Raw genomic sequence first — 16786 nt, 5'->3', positions numbered from 1 at the left:
CCCGTCAAGGTTTGTAGAGGTTCGGGTCGGCCCACCACCGGCCCTTCAGCCGGGGCGCGTCTTGTTGGACGGCCGCCCCGGCCGGAGTCAACGACACCAGCCCCTTTTCGACCGTGATCCCGAAGATCTCTTCGGGGTGACGGGTCGTCGACGAGCCCTCGCGATAGCCCGAGGCCGAGTTCCCGAACGCCAGCCGCGTCACGGACTTCGTAGACAAGTCGAAGTCGAGATTGCCGTTGTCCCAGCCGATCAGGAATCCGTCGGGGCGGTCCTTTGCGAACGGTTCCGGATCGTAGCTCCCGTTCGCGCCGCTTTCGGCCGTCTCCGCGACGAGCACGCTGGACCCGCTGTTCGGGATCCGATTGATCGGGACGCACGAAAGGCCACGGTACATCCCGTAGGTGCCAGGGAAGGTGCCGACCCCTTTTTGGAACGAAAAGTTGGGAGACCGTTCTTCGGGCTTGGCGCTCGGGCAGACGAAGTCCGCCCGGCTGTTCAAGTGCGGCTCGATCAAGGACATCCACGTGACGGGCGCGCCGGTTTCCGCCTGGATCACAGGGCCGCCGTCGCTGTCCATGTAGTAGGCGGGCGGCAACACGTCGCTCTCCTGAACGGAGTAGCTTAGCAGGGCGTCGGCGATGTGCTTCAGGTTGCGCCTGCAAATGGTCTTGTCGCGGTTCGGACCCTGGGCTTTGATCATCGAGGCTGCGACGACGACCGTGACGGTCACGACGACAAGGATCCAGAACAGGTCTTTCTTCGACGTGTAGCGGCCCCGTAGGCGCCGTTCTTCCCGGTCTTCTTCGGCGGACTGCGTCGCCAGGAAGATCATCGGACGGCGGTGACCCGGTCCGCCGGATCCGGCGTCATGTGCAGCTCTTCGAGCTTTTCGTCCAACTTGTCTTCGTCCAGTTCCAGCGCGCTTCTCCCCCTCCGTTCGATGACGGGGACCATGTCCATTTTGACGTTGTCCGCCCCCACTTTCCTAGCAAAAAGGGCGAGGGACGCGATCTCTCGGGGGAGCAGCGACCGACCCAGGAGTTCGTAGCTCTCGTCCATGATCTGAGGGGCGACCTGCCATTTCGCCAAGGCCCGGTCCTTCATCGCCATCATCAGGTCTTTCTGGCGGGCCTGACGCTGGAAGTCACTGTCGGAGTGACGGAACCGGACGAACCCGATGGCGTCCTCTCCGCTCAAAATCTGGCGTCCCTGCTTCAAATGGATGTGGAGGCCGCCCGCGAAGTCGTCGTAATCCATGTTCTTCGGGACGTACACTTCGACCCCGCCCAAAAGGTCGACCATCTTGGCGAACGCTCGGAAGTCCAGCACGACGACGCGGTCGATTTTGAGTCCGACAACGCCTTCGGTCGCCTTCTTGGCGTAGTCCTTGCCCATTTCGGGGCCGCCTTTCGTGTAGCCGATCGCGTGAAAACCGTTGATCTTCTGCTTCCGATAACCAGGAAGCTGCCACAACATGTCGCGAGGGATGGAGAGACCTGTGATCCGCTTGTTCGCAAAGTCCAGCTTCGTGACGAGCATCATGTCGCTGCGCGAAGCGTGCCGCGTGATGCCGCCCGGCGTGTCTCTGCGGCCGGCCACGCCTGCGTAATACCGGTCTTCGTCGCATCCGAGGACGAGCAGGGTCACCGAATCCCGCTTGAAGACCTCTTGCGGCGGGACGTTCTTGGCCGTCTGCTCGACCAACTCCTTTCCGACCTTGCTCTGGTTCACCAAGCCGACGACCGTGCCTCCTGCGAGGCAGACGAATGCGAAGGACACCCAAAGAACCCTTGCTATCAGCCTCTTCCACAAAGGCTTTTGTTCGTCGACGGCCATGAAAACGATCCTACAAAGTACCTTAACCACGACCGGTCCCCCTGCGTTCTGGCCCAGGGTTTTACGGGCCGTTCGGCCCTTGACGTCCAGAAGAGCCCAGGAACGAACCGGCCGCGTCCAGCGTATCATGGGGAAAGTGAACGGTCGGAGAGCCTTTACGTTGATCGAGTTGCTGGTCGTGATCGCGATCATCGCGATCTTGGCCGCCTTGATCTTCCCGGTCTTCGCAAGGGCAAAGGCCACGGCGAAGCAGGCCAACTGCGTGAGCAACCTCAAGCAGATCGGGGCGGGGATCGGACTTTACATGTCCGACCACGACGACGTCTTCCCGTACGCCGTCGACGCAGTGGACAAATACCGGCCGGAGATCTGGGCCCATGAACCGGAGTTCCAAGCCCAAATCCCGAACATGCCGCTCCTTTCCGAGGCCCTCCAGCCTTACATCAAGAGCAAGGAACTCTTCCGTTGCCCGTCCGACGACGGGACGGACGTGATCGACGACCAACCGAACATCGAGTTCAAGACTGTACCGACCCTTTACGGGACGTACGGATCAAGCTATTTCTTCCGGACAGAGATCGCTTTCCGGCTCTTTTCGGGCACAGGGTTCAACCTGCCGGCCGACATCAACGTCTTGTTCGACGCGGCCGGACATTGGCACGGCGACGGCGGACGGGTGACGCAGAACGACATCTTCTATCCGGGCAAGCTGCGAGGCTTCCGGTACGTGACCCTGTTCGGAGACCTTCACGTCAAGTCCGTCACCTTTGACCGTCTTCGCCAAGCCTGGGAAACGGAACTCAATTGAGCGTCCTTGACGAACTCTGGCAGATCGTCGCGACGATCCCGCCGGGATCCGTCGCGGCTTATGGCGACGTCGGCAGGGCCTTGTCCCGTCCCGTCAGCGGCGTCTTGGTCGGCAAGTGGATGACGAACTGTCCGCCCGACGTCCCTTGGTGGCGCGTCGTCGGTAAGAAAGGCGACCTGCTGATCGGCGGCCGGGGCCCGACTTTCGCCCTCGACCAGCGGCGGAAGCTCGAAGCGGAAGGCGTCTCGTTCGTCGACGACCGGGTCGCCACCGATCGCTTCATGGTCCCTTAGGCACGCGCGTAACGCGCACTCAGGGACTCCCAACCTCCCGTGGCCACCGCCTCGCGGACCTCTCCCATGAGCCGGGCATAGAAGGCCAGGTTGTGCAGCGTGGCCAAACGGGCGCCGAGCGCTTCTCCTGCGACGAACAGGTGCCGGAGGTACGCCGCCGAATAGCGTTCTGTCGGCGGGAAGACCGATTCCGGATCAAAGGGGCCGTTATGGTCGGCCCACTTTGCGTTGCGGACGTTGGCGCGGCCTTGAAGCGTGTACAGCGTGTGGTGCCGCGCCATGCGGGTCGGGAGGACGCAGTCGAACATGTCCACGCCCGCAGCGACGGCATGCAGGATGTCCTGCGGATGACCGACACCCATCAAGTACCGCGGTTTGTCCTCGGGCAAGAGCGGCGCGGTCATCGAGACGACGGGCCGCTGCATCTCGGTCGGCTCGCCGACGCTGACGCCACCGATCGCGTATCCGTCGAAGGGCAAGGCGGTCAGATTCTTTGCCGACTCCACACGGAGGTCGGCGTGGACCCCGCCTTGAACGATCCCGAAGACGGCCTGCCCTTCCGACCGGGCGTCCAGGTTGCGAGGCGCCCAAAGGTGGGTCCGGCGCATCGCCGCCTCCGCCTCCTGACGCGTGCACGGATAGGGCGGGCACTCGTCGAGCATCATGCTCACGTCGACGCCGAACCTAGCCTGTGTCTCGATGCACGTTTCGGGCGTCAGGAACAGTTCCGAACCGTCGATGTGCGACTGGAACCGGACCCCCTCGTCGGTCAGCTTCCGTCGGTGGGACAACGACATCACCTGGAAACCTCCTGAGTCCGTCAGGATCGCCCCCTTCCAGCTCATCAATCCGTGGAGTCCGCCGAGCTTCTCGATCAAGTCCGGTCCAGGCCTCAAGGACAGGTGGTACGTATTGCTCAAGACCAGGCCGAAGCCCAATGCTTCAAGGTCTTCCGAACCGACACCTTTGACCGTCGCCTGCGTGCCGACGGGCATGAAACAAGGGGTTTCGACGGTGCCGTGCGGCGTGTGCAACCGGCCCCGGCGCGCACGGGTGTGCGGGCACCGGGCGATGACTTCGAACGCGATCGACATGAGAAGAGGGCCGGTCGGCGGTCAGATCCGCCAGGAAAAGAGGTACTGGATGTTGTTCGAGCCCTGGTTGTTGCCGCTCGTCCCGCCGTTCGACATGTGGAAAAAGCGGACGGTGAAGTCGGCTCGCCCTCGACGGACCCCGATCCCGATGGCCGGAGTCGAATTGAGCCTGGAATCCAGGTCGCGCGTCGTGATGCTGTTGTAGACGAGGCCCCAGGAGAGGTCGAAGTGGACTGTCGTGCCCCGGACTTCCTTGACCCGGTATTGGGCCGTCGCCATGGCGCCGTACGAGTGCATGGTGTTGACCGGAATGTCCTCGAACCCGCCGCCCCGGTTGAAGAAATAGTAGCCCTCGATCAAGAGGTCGGCCGACGTGCCTCGAAAGGCCAGCCGCTTCTCCGGCCTCGAGAACCCGAGCGACCAGACGGTCCCCCGGCGCGTGTCTTCGGAGCCGATCGTCGTCTGACCGAACGAAGGCCCGATGCGAAAGTTCCAAGCGGGAGCATCGGACGATTGGCTCCAAGCGCAGACGGGAAGTAAGGTCGTCACAAGGAGCAGTCCGCGCATGAACCGACAATTTACACCCACGGAAAGGTGAGGGATGTGTCCTCTCGCAGGGGTGGGCGGGCTCTCCTAGGTACCCTGGGCCCCATGGCCTTCAGGACTCCCACCATCGTCATCGTCGGAAGGCCGAACGTAGGGAAGAGCACGCTGTTCAACCGGATCGCCGGGAAGCGCATCGCCGTCGTCGAGGACCAACCCGGTGTGACCCGCGACCGGCTGTACGCCGAATTCGACCACAACGGCCGAAGGATGAAGCTCGTCGATACGGGCGGCATCCTTTTCGGGGACGACGATCCGCTCATCGAGCAGATCCGGGTCCAAGCCGAGGTCGCGCTCGCCGAGGCCGACGTGATCCTCTTCATGGTCGACGCGGACGAGGGGCTCAACCCGTCGGACTTCGACCTCGCCTCCCGTCTTCGAGGGGTACGGCAGCCCGTCTACGTCGTCGCGACCAAGGCCGACAATCCCGACCGCGCCACAGGGGCCAACGAGTTCTACGCGCTGGGTTTCGACGAGGTCTTCGCCGTGAGCGGAGTCCATGGAAAGGGCGTGAACGACCTCCTCGACCGCATTTCCGAGGGTTTCCCGAAGAGCGGCGTCGAAGACCTTCCGATCGACGAACTCAAACTCGCGATCATCGGCAGGCCGAACGTAGGGAAGTCCTCCATGGTCAACGCCTTGACCGGAGAGCAACGGGTGATCGTCAGCGACATCCCCGGGACGACCCGTGACGCCGTCGACACGGTCATCGACTGGAAGGGTCAAAAAGTGCGGCTGATCGACACGGCAGGCATCCGTCGCCGAGGCAAGATCCAAGGATCCGTCGAGTACTACATGGTCCACCGGGCCGAGACCGCGATCCAACGCGCCGATTGCGCCGTCCTTATCGTCGACGGGCACGAAGGGCTGACCGACGGGGACAAACGGGTCGCCAAGACCAGTCACGACCTGGGCAAACCGCTCGTCATCGTCGTCAACAAGTGGGACCTTGTGGAACCCCCGCACGGCGATTTGGGCCGGAACACGCCTGTCAAGAAGGACTTCAAACGGGTCCTCCAGGACGAAGTCCCAGAGGTCGGATACGCCATCGTGATGTTCGCGTCCGCCAAGGAATCGGCAGGTATGGAGGGCGTCATGAAAGCGGTCAACAGGGCCGTCGAACACTGGTGCTTCCGTGTGTCGACGGGCCACCTCAACCGTGTCGTCCAAGACGCCGTGTTCGACAAGCCTCTCACTCGCAAAGGCCGACCTCTCAAAGTCTATTACTGCACACAGCCTCAGACAAAGCCCCCGACGTTCGTCCTGTTCTGCAACGACGCCGAACTCGTCCACTTTTCTTACGTCCGGTACATCGAAAACGTCCTGCGAAAGGAGTTCCCGCTCGAAGGGACGCCTGCCCGGGTCGTGCCCCGGTCGAGCAAAGGCAAGTACGACAAGTAGTGGGCCCCAGGAGCCGGCCGCTTGTGGGTCGGCGTTGTAGAATAGGGAACGACCCCACGTGACTTATGGACGGAACGACTGTGCCTGAAACCCAGGCTGAACCCTCTTCCGAGACTTCTGAGAAGGCGGCCGCCGACGCGTCCTCCATCGATCCTCGAGACCAAGCCCTTGCCGACTTGGCCGCGGAACGGGACCGGCTCAAGGATCAGCTTCTCCGCGCCATGGCGGAAGCCCAAAACGTGCAAAGGCGCCTTCGTCAGCAAGCCGAGGAAGACAGGAAGTTCGCGGCCCAACCGCTCGTCGAGCGGCTCTTACCCGTACTGGACAGTTTCGAGAGGTCTTTGGCGGCAGCCGAAAAGGGCTCTAGCTACGAAGCGCTCCTGGACGGCGTCAAGGCCGTCGACCGCATGCTGCGTCAAGTCCTCGAGTCCGGAGCGGTCAAGCGGATCCCCTCCGTCGGCATCCCGTACGATCCCGAGTTCCATGAAGCTCTCCTCACCCAACCGACCGACGAGCACCCGGAAGACACGGTGACGGACGAGATCGAGGCAGGCTACACTCTCCACGGAAGGGTCGTCCGACCCGCCAAAGTGAGGGTGGCTAAGAAACCGTGAGCAAGAGACTGTTCGGGACGGACGGCGTTCGTGGGACGGCGAACGTCAAGGTCGGGCCGGAACTGGCGTTCCGGATCGGAAGGGCGGCGGGGACCTGGCTCCGGGGCCAAGACCTGCCACAGCGGGTCGTTTTGGGCCGCGACACGCGACGGAGCGGCCCCATGCTGGGCGCGGCCTTGTCGAGCGGCTTTTGCTCGGTCGGAGTCGACGTCGTCACGATGGGCGTCGTCCCTACCGGATGCGTCTGCTGTACCGCGATGCTTGGCGAGTTCGGCCTCGGCGCGGTCATTTCGGCCAGTCACAATCCGGCTCCGGACAACGGCATCAAGCTCATCGGCCATGAGGGCCGCAAGGTCGACGAAGACGTCGAACGCTGGATCGAAGACAACCTTGACTTGGTCGTTGCAGAACCGCCGACGGGCGCCGCCGTCGGTACGCTCGAACCAGAGTCCGGATTGAAGAGCGCATACGTGGAATGGCTGGCGTCGCAGGTGCCGGAAGGCCTTGAGGGACTTTCAATCGCCATGGACTGCGGGCACGGTGCGGCTTACGAACTGGCGCCTAAGGTGTTCAAGCAGCTAGGTGCGTCGGTCACTGCCGTCGGAGTACGGCCCGACGGGATGAACATCAACGCCGAAGGTGGCGCGACCAAACCCGAGACCGTCCAAAGGTTGACCCAGGAAACGGGCTGTGACATCGGTGTCGCTTTCGATGGAGACGCCGACCGAGCGGTCTTTTCTGACGATCAGGGCCGCTTGATCAACGGCGACAGGACGATGGCCATTTGGTGCGCCCACTGGCGACACCACGGCGAGCTCGATCCATCGCTCGTCGTCGGGACGGTCATGACGAACGGCGGCTTCGAACGCCACATGCAGAGCGAAGGCATCGTGCTCGAGCGCGCCGACGTCGGAGACAAATATGTCAGCGCCGTACTCCGCGCCAAGGGAGGCAAGATCGGCGGAGAGCAGAGCGGCCACATCATCTTCCCCGACCTTCTTCCGACGGGCGACGGTCTGGTCACCGCCCTTCAAGTCTGCCGCGTCCTTCAACGCGAAGGACGGCGCGCCTCCGACTTCTTCGGCGACTACGAATCGTGGCCCCAAGTTCTCGTCAACGTCTCCGTCGCCGCGAGCGACGGCTGGGACGCCCGCCCGGCCGTCTCGGCCGCCTTGGACGAAGCGAAGAGCGCCCTTGAGGGGCGTGGACGCCTCAACGTTCGGCCAAGCGGAACGCAACCGATGATCCGGGTGATGGTCGAAGCCGACGATCGAGACCTGCGGGACGCCGTCGCTGAAAAGGTCGTCGGAGCGATGGTCTCGGACATGGGCGGAGAAATCTACAGCCGGGTGGACCTCACGCATGCTTTGGGCGATTGACGTCGGGAACACACAGACCGTCGTCGGACTTTGGGACGGCGAATGGAGAGCTGTCTGGCGGTTCTCGACGCGATCGGGCGACACAGAGGACCAGACAGCGGCCAGCCTTGCCCAACTCTGTGCGCTCAAGGGCCTGCCGTTCCAGGCCGACGGCGTCATCGTCGGATCGGTCGTGCCGTCCGTCAACGCCGATTGGCGACGCTTCGGCGAAGAATGGTTGCAGAGCACGCCACTCTTCCTGAAGAACGGCGCCGACGTCGGTCTCGACGTCCTCTACCGCCCTGCCGACGCCGTCGGCGCTGACCGCATCGCGAACGCCCTGGCTGCGATCGAACAGATCGGGACGCCCGTGATCGTGGTGGACTTCGGGACGGCCACGACCTTCGACGTCGTGGACGCCCAGGGCCGCTACGCCGGCGGAGCCATCATGCCCGGCGTTTCGGTCTCGCTCGAAGCGCTGGCGTCACGTGCGGCGAAGTTGCCTTCCGTTTCGTTGGACGCCCCGCGTGTCGCGGTCGGGACGGACACGGTGGACGCTTTACGGTCAGGGACGATGTACGGTTATGCCGGCGCCGTCGACAACGTCGTCCGTAAGATCCGGCTCGAGACAGGGGACGCGCGCGCTGTCGCGACCGGAGGCCTGTCGGACGCGTTCTTGGGCTTGAGCGAGGAGATCGGGTCGGTGTATCCGAACCTGACGATCGACGGCCTTCGCACGGCTTACGCCCGGCTCGCGTCCCGCTAGGCCTCGCCGGACGCCTTGAGGAGTTCGCGGAGCTCTCCTTCGAACTTGGCCGGGTTTTGAACGATCTTCTGACCGAAATAGGTCGTCCCCATGTTGAAGCCGATCCCGCTGACGCCGGCCCGGCGCGTGTACTTGGAGACCTTGCCCGCGACGATCCAATCGGCGGGATCGTCTAGGCCCGGCTCTGGTACGACGAACTTCACCATCAGGCGGAGCCATCGGTCGACGGGCTGGACGAAGATACGGTCCGCAGGCTCGATGTCGTCCTCGACGTCGTACAGCCAGACCATGTCGCGGACGAACGTCGACGCGCTCTTCGGCCCCACGCCTCGGATGTCGACGATCCTCATGTGCCGGTCTTCGAGACGACCGTCGTCCTCGACTCCGTCCACGATCCAGGTCGCGAGCGACAGCTCCGGATCCTGTCGATGGATCTCTTGGGCCAGTTCCAACATGCCCTGGATCGGGCCGCGGTTCTGTTGCTCGCCGCTCTTCTTGTGAGCGTCGGCGCAGACCTGCTCGAACGCGCTCCAGAGCGCCGTTCCGTCCGCTTGACCGAGTACTTCCTCGAAGGGGGTCGACGCGGCCAATCGGCGCAAGGCGTCGGAAGCGAGTTTGGACAAGTCGTCCCGGTCTTTCCCCCTCCTTGCGAACGCGTAGTGCGAATAAAAGACCAGCAGCGATTCGTAAGGCGATTCAAGGCAGTCGGCGGTCGCCTTCTTGTCTCCGGCCGCACTTCCGAGGGACTTCCGGACATGGCCCAGAAGGAACTCCTCGGCATAACGATCGGCGAAGTCGCCGGCCATCTTCTTCATGATGGCGACCGCCCGAGGATCGAGCGGCGGCGCATCGGGGCGCGTCCGCTTGGACTCCATTTCCTTTCCTATGACGACGGAATCAAAAAGAAGCGTTCAAAGGCATGTACTGGACGGCCGGAATCGACGGGACTTGGCCTGTGCCTGTTCCGCCTGCGGCTCCGAATCCGCCCTGCATCGCCTGGAAAACGCTCCAAGAAAACTCGGTGACGGGAATCTTGTTAGACCTGAATTCGGCGAGCGTGTCGACGAACGCCTTCGTGTAGAGGCCGATCGATTTGCCATCGATCGTGGTCGAAAGCACGTTGCCTCCGGGACTGGTGGCTTGCGTCCGTGCGAGCATGCCCGTCAAGCCAGAGTCCATGCCGAAGAACCGGCCGCTTTCGATCGGACGGTTCGCTTGGCAGAACAGGAACACGCGGGCCCCTTTCGACCGGAAGGGTTGGAGCAGGTCGTCTTGGGACACCATTTTGTTCGTGTCGGTCGACATCGCCGCGTCGATCCCGGCGAAATAGTCTTTTCCATCGACGTTCACGCCGATCCCGCTGAAATAGATCATGACGGTGGCGTCGTTCGGGATCCGGTCGGCAAGGGCCTTGGCCGCCGCGAGCATTTGGGACGCGGTGCCTTCCGAGACCATGTCGACGTTCTTCTCGTCGTAGCCGGCGTTGTTCGTAAGACCGTCACGGACAGCCAGTGCGTCCGAAGCCGCGAACGGGACGGAGCCCGACGACATCTGCGTCTGGGTGTTGCCGATAAGGAGGGCGAACTTCGTACTCAAGACCGGGACTTTGCCCGTCAAGGACGTGGTCGGGATACTGACCGTTCCGGTCTTGTCCGTCGGCTTGCTGAAGACGGTCACTTTCGGCCCCGACCCCTTGCTGATCTGGGTCCCGCCCCGTTTGTCGGGGTTCATGGGAGAGAGCGAACCGACCATGCCCGCGTCTTCCGGAGTCATGATCTCGGCGTCCACCGACCACGACATCGCGTTGCCTTGGACTTTCGCGTCGAGGGCGTTCTGCTTGTCGGAAAGTTTCAAGAGGGTGTAGACCTGACCGAGCCAGTACACGGTCGCGGGCGACACTTGACCCTTCTCGACCAAGGTCTCAAAGCCCGACTGGGCTTCCTGCAGGAGGGGAGCCCGATCGGCTTCTTTGAGGGCGACGGCCGCTTTGACGGTCGCATAGGCCGCCCCGAAATTGGGGGAATAGGGAGCTCCTCCGCGCCAGCGGTTCGGCTCCGTCACCGGACCGGGGAGGATCGTCGCTGCGGACTGGTCTTCCGGCCGGGCCGCGACGGCCGCCTTGAACGAGGCCCGTGCGGTTTCCCAGTCTCCGGCCTTGGCGGCCGCCAGACCTTTGTCGTACGCGTCTTTCCACGCCTGGGAAAACGCGAGCGGCGCACAAGCGCACACTGCGACCAGCAAGGCAATCCGGTTCAGTCTCATCCTTGATCCCTTCACTTACCAACCCTGTACGTGACCGACAAGCCCATGTCGTACGCGCCTCCTCCAGAGGGCAGGCCGAAGTTCAGGTCGACGGCCAGGTTGCTGCTTTCCGGACGATACCCGATGCCGAACGTGAAGGTGTTCCGTGCGATGAAGGCGTCGCCTCCCTTCGGCACGAAGGAATATCCGAGGCGTAGCGGGATCCGGGCGTTGTAACGATGAAGGTTGTATTCGACCCCTGCACCGCCCGAGAGGACGTCCTTGCGCTGGAGCGTGCCGTTCTTGTCCGCACCGAAGAACCAGTCGAGTTGGGCACCGTAGACGAGGAAGTCCTTACCGCCGCGCATCGGGTCCGTCCGCGTCGCGACCCCGATGGAAGCCCGCCCCGGCAGCTTGTTCAAGTACGGGTCGGTCTGGGTGTTCTTGCTCAAGCGGATCGGCGTGCGGACGCTGATGCCGACCTGGCTCTTACCGTCGTGACCCGGAGAGAACTGGACGCCGGCGATCGCGCCGATACCGGTCGTGTTCCCGCTGTTCGAAATCGTCACCGATCCGACGTTGTTGTTACCGTCGAACTGGTCGTACCGGCCCTGGTCCGAAATGTACTGGTTCGCGACCACGAGCCCCACGCCCCAGTTGAGGTCTTGCCTGCGGGCGCCGAACGAGAGCGAGAAGAAGTCCGTCTGGGCCTGAAGGACTTCTTGGTAGTTGCGGACCGTCAAGGCCCCGTCAGCGAGGTTGTCGCCCAGGCGGAAGTCCTTGAACGAGCCTCCGACCGTGTACGACAAGCCGACGACGCCGTTCTTGACCGGAAAGGCCGCACCGACGTGGGTCAGGCGGCGGGCGCCCATGCCCCGGCTCGTCGAATAGTCAGGATTGTTGAAATTGCCCGAAATCCGGTTATCGGACTCGGGCAGGTTGCGGACAGCGGCCGCGATGGTTGGAGCCGTGATGAAGGCAAGGCCCGCCGGGTTGTAGTAGCCCGACAGGGTGTTGCTGTCCGTTGCCTGGGTCGCACCGCCCACGCCCATCGCCCGACCGCCCGCATCGAGGGCGTTCAGCAGGTCGGGCACTTGTGCGGAGGCGCACGACGAAGCCAGTGCGGCCCCGACGACGACGAACGATCGCTTCCTTGCAGTCAACTCCAATATTCTCCTTTCAGGTTCTGCCTACTCTTGATGATAGACGACGGCCCGAAACCCCGTCAACGATTCCCGATCTTGACACGGACTTCTTGCTTCTGGCCGGGATTGCCCGCCTTGTCGATCAAGGTCACGACGATCTTGAATTCCTTGGGCAGCCAGCTCGTCCATCGGATCCGACCCGTCCAAACAAGGGTCGTACCGCTGTTGTTGGTCGATTTCCGCGAAACACGACCCAGGAACTGGTTCGAAAGGGTCACGTACTTCACGTCGACGCCGCTGACGGAGACCGAATCGGCGAACTGGTCGCGCACGTTCAAGACCACGCTGATGTCCGTGTTCGGCGGCAGGCTCGTGTTCGGGCGGGGCGTGACGACCTCGCCGCTCGGAGCCTTACGGTCGAGCGTCACCTTGACCTGCTTGGTCGCCGAGTTCTTCGCCCTGTCGTCGACCTTGATGTCGATCGTTTGCTGACCGTCTTTTTGGATCAGGTTCGTGTCGTACTGCACGTTCACGTTCTTCGTCGAACCGCTGTTGTTCGCGAAGTCGCCCGAGTTCATCTGGACCTTCCACTGGTCGACCAGCGTCTCTTGGATCCCCGCCGAGATCGTGATTTTGCCCTTCACGTACTGGTTGTTGATGGGGTTGACGTTGAGGAACTTCGGTGCGACGATGTCCACGAAGACCTGGATGGGCGGCACCGTGTTGTACTGGCCGCTCAGATCGTTCCCGCCGCCGTCCTTTTCGGTCGGCGTGACTTTGATCGACCACTTGTTCGTCCCCGAGGGGTCCGTGAAGTCGCCGAAGTTCAAGGCGACGCTGTCCGTGATCTTGTTGTCGGCCGCGGGCGTAAAGTCCTTCTCGACCGTAAAGGTCTGGGTCGGGTCGGCTTCGAGGGTCGCCTTGACCTTCAACGTGACCTTGAACTGGGCGCCCGTGATCGCGAACTTCAGGGAGTTCGTCTTACCCAGGTAGTCGTTCTTGACGGGAGATGTCACCGTGATCGTCCGCTGAGCCGAAGCGGCTACGGATGCGGCAAACAGGGAAAGTGCGAGAAAAATTCGGCTCCAGCGTGCCATACCAGCATTATAGACTGTTCGGGGCAGGAGAAGGGTTCGTACCGGCCGGAAACGGCCTGACGGCAAGTCCGGCCCGTACGTGAGGTTCGCGGCCTTTCCGACCGATCATGGACAGAGAGGGTTTTCGATGGAAGAGCTGCGAGCCGCCGATCAAGAGGCGCAACGAGAACTACAGACCGTCGTGTTCCGTCTGGGGGACGAATACTACGGCATCGACATTTTCCGGGTGAACGAGATCATCCGGATGCGCGACATCACGCCGGTCCCGAGGACCGAGCCGCACATCTTGGGCCTCGTGAACCTTCGGGGCAAGACCATCCCGGTCGTCGACATCCGGGTCCGGATGAACCTACCGGACACGGCCCAGGCCGAAAGCACGCGCATCATCGTCGTCGATTCTTCGCACGGCAACGTCGGCATCGTCGTCGACGCCGTGACCGAAGTCGTCAGCCTGGACAGGTCGACGATCGACGACGCGCCCACCCTTGCCCAAGACTCGCGCACTGAGTTCATCCTCGGCGTCGCCAAAAGGGAGGGCGAACTCATCATGCTCCTCGATCTGGACGAGACCCTCGCAGCCTGAAAACGATGAGCGCCGAACTCGACATGTCCCAGTATCTCGGGCTCTTCCTGCAAGAGGCCGAGGAACAGCTCGAGGTCCTCGAACAGGAGACCCTGAAACTCGAGGCCGATCCGACCGAGACGAGGCTTCAAGCCATCTTCCGCGCCGCGCACACCTTGAAGGGCAGCAGCCGCGCCATGGGCTTCTCCCGATTGGCGGAACTGACCCATGAGATGGAGAACCTGCTCGACAAGCTCCGCAACAAGGAGCTGTCCGTCGACCGGGCGATCGCCGACGCCCTGCTCGAATGTCAGGACGCGCTGAGGACCATTCTCGAGAACATCGCTGCCGGTAACGGTGACGAGTGCGACTGTAGCACTCTCGTCGCGACGCTCCAAGGGTTCGCCCCTGGCACGTCCGGCCAGTCCCCGCCGTCCGCGAACGCGAGCGGCGTCCCCGAGGCCGACTACGAGTCGATCGAAGAAGCCGCCAAACAACAGGCCGTCCACCATGCCCGGTTCCGACTGAAGCCCGAATGCGTGATGAAGTACGTCCGCGCGTTCATGGCCGTCAACTTGGTCCAAGAACAAGGCGAGGTCTTGGTCACCGTCCCCAACCACGAGAAGCTCGAGGAAGAGGACTTCGAACTCGATTTCGAACTAGTGTTCCAGTTCCACGGCGACGTCGACGAACTCTCGGGCAAGTTCGCCGAGATCTCGGAGATCGATTCGGTCTCCGTCGGTCCGTGGGCCAGGCCCGAACAGGCCGCGGCGGTCGTTCAGACGCCGGCCGAAGTCGCGGTCGAGTCCGTGGAGTCCCCGACGGCGGCGGCGCCCGTCCCGGGCAAAAAAGGCGAGGCCGGTCAGACCGTCCGCGTCGACGTGTCCCGGCTGGACGCCCTCATGAACCTTGTCGGCGAGCTCGTCATCGACCGGACGCGCATCGCCCAAGTCGCCCGCGAACTCCAGAACAACGGCCAGAACGAGAACGTGGAAGCGTTGGTCGAGGCCGTCAGCCACATCGCACGCATCACCGGCGATCTTCAAGACCAGATCATGAAGACCCGGATGCTTCCGATCGAAACGGTCTTCAACCGGTTCCCCAGGGTCGTCCGCGACCTGGCCAAGAAGCTCGGGAAAGACGTCCGTCTCGACCTCGTCGGCGGCGACACCGAACTCGACCGGAGCGTCATCGAAGCCATCGGAGACCCGCTGCTCCACATCATTCGGAACAGCATCGACCATGGGCTCGAAATGCCGGACGAACGCGTCGCGGCAGGCAAGTCCGCGACAGGCGTCGTCACCGTGAGCGCCCGGCACCAGGAAAACCACATCGTCATCGAGATCGAGGACGACGGTAAAGGCATCGACCTGGAGCGGGTCCGCGCCAAAGCGGTCGAGAACGGCCTGACCACGGTCGACGCCGCCTCGAGACTGAGCGACCGCGACTGCCTCCAGTTCATTTTTGCAAGCGGCGTCAGTACCGCCCAAGAAGTCAGCGAAGTCAGTGGGCGCGGTGTCGGTATGGACATCGTCCGGTCCAACGTCCAAAGGTTGGGCGGGGTCATCGAATTGGACACGGTGCCGGGCAAGGGCACGAAGTTCAGCCTAAGGCTGCCGTTGACGCTCGCCATCATCCGCGGCTTGTTGGTCGGGGACGGCGGAGTCGTCTACGTCCTACCGCTCGGATCGGTGGTCGAGACCATGCGCCTCGAGCCCAAAGAAGTCAAGAAAGTCTCCAAGGACGAAGCCATCGTGATCCGCGGATCGACGATGCCCTTGGTCCGTCTCGACCGCGCCTTAGCCTCGAAGAAAGGCCGTGGCCCGAAAGACGGTCAGTCCCTTCACGTCGTGATCGTCAGCCTCGCTGAAAAGAGGCTCGGGCTCGTCGTGGAAGAACTCATAGGAGACCAAGAAGTCGTGATCAAGTCGCTGAGCCGCTTTTGCGGCGACGTGCCTGGGATCAGCGGAGCGACGATTTTGGGCGACGGAAGCGTCGCTCTGATTCTGGACGTGAACGGACTCGTCCCCAAAGAACGGATGGAACCTGCATGGCACTGAGATCTGAGAACTTTCTGTTACAGCGCTATATCGAGAAGGCGATGGTCGACCTTCCGGCGTTGCCGACCGTCATCGTCCAAGTCCTTCAGGCGACGGACAAAGAGACCGTGACCACGACCGAGGTCGAAGGCTTGCTCTCGACCGACGCGGCCATCACGACGAAGCTGCTCAAGGTCGTCAACTCGGCCTACTTCGGCCTTCCGAGGCAGGTCAGCGGCATCGGTCAGGCGATCGCGATCCTGGGCATGCACCAGGTCCGGAACCTCGTCCTCAGCGTCGGCGTCCTCAACGCCCTGAGTTCGCCGAACCCGCGCGTCCTCGACGTCCAGAAGTCGTTCTGGGAACAGTCGTTCGCGGCCGGGACCTGTGCCCAGGTCTTGGCCAAGCGTAAAGGCCTGACAGGCCGAGACGTGGACCTCGCCTTCATCGGCGGTCTGCTCCACGACGTCGGACGGCTCTTCCTCTTCACCTTGTTCAACCAACCGTACCAGCAGGTCATGACGGAGTCCGCCCGTCTGAACGAGCCGCTCATCGAGACCGAAGAGCGGATCCTCGGGACGACCCACGCCGAGCTCGGAGGAGTCCTTTCCGAGAAGTGGAACTTCCCGATGGTGCTGTCCGACCTGATCCGTTGGCACGAGACTCCGGACTCCGTGACCGATGACGAAGCGAAGGCCAAAGTGTACGCCGTCCACATCGCGGACCGGTTGACGGCCGAAAGCGACGCCAACTGCCCGGCCCACGGAGAATGGTCCCCGGCCGCCATGGCTTGGCTCGACGCGACGCCCGAGCAGCTCGACGAGCTCCGCGGCGAGATCGTCGGCTACGTGACGAAGGCGAAGGAACTTCTCGGAATCTTGTGAGCCGAACCCGTCCGATAACCGGGACGGACCGGTGTCGGACGACCG

General features: G+C 63.0%; 17 protein-coding genes. 9 read left to right on the top strand and 8 right to left on the bottom strand.

Annotated features, from left to right (window positions below; genetic code table 11):
- Positions 1–4: 4 nt before the first annotated feature.
- A complete protein-coding gene (locus tag JST30_09365; protein ID MBS1714530.1) occupies positions 5–832 on the bottom strand; it encodes a hypothetical protein in 828 nt (275 codons plus the stop codon).
- Complete coding sequence (locus JST30_09360; protein ID MBS1714529.1) at positions 829–1836, bottom strand: LCP family protein; 1008 nt, start codon at positions 1834–1836, stop codon at positions 829–831. Before JST30_09360 ends, JST30_09365 begins: the two co-directional genes overlap by 4 nt.
- Before the next feature lie 127 nt (positions 1837–1963).
- Here JST30_09360 and JST30_09355 point away from each other — a divergent pair, with 127 nt between their 5' ends.
- Positions 1964–2644: a prepilin-type N-terminal cleavage/methylation domain-containing protein gene (locus tag JST30_09355; protein MBS1714528.1), complete on the top strand. Its 681-nt coding sequence runs from the start codon at positions 1964–1966 to the stop codon at positions 2642–2644.
- Positions 2641–2937, top strand: a complete 297-nt coding sequence (locus JST30_09350) for an MGMT family protein (protein ID MBS1714527.1) — start codon at positions 2641–2643, stop codon at positions 2935–2937. Before JST30_09355 ends, JST30_09350 begins: the two co-directional genes overlap by 4 nt.
- Here the strand turns inward: JST30_09350 and tgt are convergent.
- Together tgt and JST30_09340 are read right to left on the bottom strand one after the other, a co-directional pair.
- Positions 2934–4031, bottom strand: coding sequence for a tRNA guanosine(34) transglycosylase Tgt (tgt, locus tag JST30_09345; protein ID MBS1714526.1), 1098 nt, complete (start codon positions 4029–4031; stop codon positions 2934–2936). The genes JST30_09350 and tgt overlap by 4 nt on opposite strands.
- Before the next feature lie 21 nt (positions 4032–4052).
- The gene (locus tag JST30_09340) at positions 4053–4598 is read right to left on the bottom strand and encodes an acyloxyacyl hydrolase (protein MBS1714525.1); all 546 of its coding nucleotides are present in this window, start codon (positions 4596–4598) and stop codon (positions 4053–4055) included.
- An 84-nt stretch (positions 4599–4682) separates the two neighbouring features.
- On the opposite strand from JST30_09340, the gene der reads away from it, so the two are divergent.
- From der to JST30_09320, 4 genes are all read left to right on the top strand, one after another.
- A complete protein-coding gene (gene der, locus JST30_09335; protein ID MBS1714524.1) occupies positions 4683–6035 on the top strand; it encodes a ribosome biogenesis GTPase Der in 1353 nt (450 codons plus the stop codon).
- Between the two features lie 80 nt (positions 6036–6115).
- Entirely contained in the window at positions 6116–6649 is a 534-nt protein-coding gene (locus tag JST30_09330) for a nucleotide exchange factor GrpE (GenBank protein ID MBS1714523.1), read from the top strand.
- Complete coding sequence (gene glmM / locus JST30_09325) at positions 6646–8028, top strand: phosphoglucosamine mutase (GenBank protein ID MBS1714522.1); 1383 nt, start codon at positions 6646–6648, stop codon at positions 8026–8028. Before JST30_09330 ends, glmM begins: the two co-directional genes overlap by 4 nt.
- Complete coding sequence (locus JST30_09320; GenBank protein ID MBS1714521.1) at positions 8012–8773, top strand: type III pantothenate kinase; 762 nt, start codon at positions 8012–8014, stop codon at positions 8771–8773. The genes glmM and JST30_09320 overlap by 17 nt, the downstream gene beginning before the upstream one ends.
- On the opposite strand, the gene JST30_09315 is transcribed toward JST30_09320, so the two are convergent.
- The 4 genes from JST30_09315 to JST30_09300 all read right to left on the bottom strand — a co-directional run bounded on the left by JST30_09315 (position 8770) and on the right by JST30_09300 (position 13256).
- A complete protein-coding gene (locus JST30_09315; GenBank protein ID MBS1714520.1) occupies positions 8770–9648 on the bottom strand; it encodes a hypothetical protein in 879 nt (292 codons plus the stop codon). The two genes, JST30_09320 and JST30_09315, sit on opposite strands and share 4 nt — an antisense overlap.
- 22 nt (positions 9649–9670) lie before the next feature.
- Entirely contained in the window at positions 9671–11035 is a 1365-nt protein-coding gene (locus JST30_09310) for a caspase family protein (protein ID MBS1714519.1), read from the bottom strand.
- Positions 11036–11046: 11 nt separating this feature from the next.
- Positions 11047–12177, bottom strand: coding sequence for a hypothetical protein (locus JST30_09305; protein ID MBS1714518.1), 1131 nt, complete (start codon positions 12175–12177; stop codon positions 11047–11049).
- Between the two features lie 62 nt (positions 12178–12239).
- Positions 12240–13256 (bottom strand): hypothetical protein, encoded by a 1017-nt coding sequence (locus JST30_09300; protein MBS1714517.1) that lies wholly within the window; start codon positions 13254–13256, stop codon positions 12240–12242.
- Positions 13257–13383: 127 nt separating this feature from the next.
- On the opposite strand from JST30_09300, the gene JST30_09295 reads away from it, so the two are divergent.
- Genes JST30_09295 through JST30_09285 form a run of 3 tightly spaced genes read left to right on the top strand, consistent with a single transcriptional unit; the run spans position 13384 to position 16741 of the window.
- Complete coding sequence (locus JST30_09295; GenBank protein MBS1714516.1) at positions 13384–13839, top strand: purine-binding chemotaxis protein CheW; 456 nt, start codon at positions 13384–13386, stop codon at positions 13837–13839.
- A 5-nt stretch (positions 13840–13844) separates the two neighbouring features.
- A complete protein-coding gene (locus JST30_09290) occupies positions 13845–15878 on the top strand; it encodes a chemotaxis protein CheA (GenBank protein ID MBS1714515.1) in 2034 nt (677 codons plus the stop codon).
- Positions 15869–16741, top strand: coding sequence for an HDOD domain-containing protein (locus JST30_09285; protein ID MBS1714514.1), 873 nt, complete (start codon positions 15869–15871; stop codon positions 16739–16741). Before JST30_09290 ends, JST30_09285 begins: the two co-directional genes overlap by 10 nt.
- Positions 16742–16786: the final 45 nt, after the last annotated feature.

The sequence above is a fragment of the Armatimonadota bacterium genome, from assembly GCA_018268395.1.
Lineage (GTDB): Bacteria > Armatimonadota > Fimbriimonadia > Fimbriimonadales > Fimbriimonadaceae > JAEURO01.
Note: the sequence above shows the minus strand (reverse complement) of the source record. Positions and strands in the feature narration are given on the sequence as shown.

Bases quoted from the DNA above. Each gene is read 5' to 3' on its own strand.
- JST30_09365 (MBS1714530.1), bottom strand. From the start codon at position 832: ATGATCTTCCTGGCGACGCAGTCCGCCGAAGAAGACCGGGAAGAACGG.
- JST30_09360 (MBS1714529.1), bottom strand. From the start codon at position 1,836: ATGGCCGTCGACGAACAAAAGCCTTTGTGGAAGAGGCTGATAGCAAGG.
- JST30_09355 (MBS1714528.1), top strand. From the start codon at position 1,964: ATGGGGAAAGTGAACGGTCGGAGAGCCTTTACGTTGATCGAGTTGCTG.
- tgt (MBS1714526.1), bottom strand. From the start codon at position 4,031: ATGTCGATCGCGTTCGAAGTCATCGCCCGGTGCCCGCACACCCGTGCG.
- JST30_09340 (MBS1714525.1), bottom strand. From the start codon at position 4,598: ATGCGCGGACTGCTCCTTGTGACGACCTTACTTCCCGTCTGCGCTTGG.
- der (MBS1714524.1), top strand. From the start codon at position 4,683: ATGGCCTTCAGGACTCCCACCATCGTCATCGTCGGAAGGCCGAACGTA.
- JST30_09320 (MBS1714521.1), top strand. From the start codon at position 8,012: ATGCTTTGGGCGATTGACGTCGGGAACACACAGACCGTCGTCGGACTT.
- JST30_09315 (MBS1714520.1), bottom strand. From the start codon at position 9,648: ATGGAGTCCAAGCGGACGCGCCCCGATGCGCCGCCGCTCGATCCTCGG.
- JST30_09310 (MBS1714519.1), bottom strand. From the start codon at position 11,035: ATGAGACTGAACCGGATTGCCTTGCTGGTCGCAGTGTGCGCTTGTGCG.
- JST30_09300 (MBS1714517.1), bottom strand. From the start codon at position 13,256: ATGGCACGCTGGAGCCGAATTTTTCTCGCACTTTCCCTGTTTGCCGCA.
- JST30_09295 (MBS1714516.1), top strand. From the start codon at position 13,384: ATGGAAGAGCTGCGAGCCGCCGATCAAGAGGCGCAACGAGAACTACAG.
- JST30_09290 (MBS1714515.1), top strand. From the start codon at position 13,845: ATGAGCGCCGAACTCGACATGTCCCAGTATCTCGGGCTCTTCCTGCAA.
- JST30_09285 (MBS1714514.1), top strand. From the start codon at position 15,869: ATGGCACTGAGATCTGAGAACTTTCTGTTACAGCGCTATATCGAGAAG.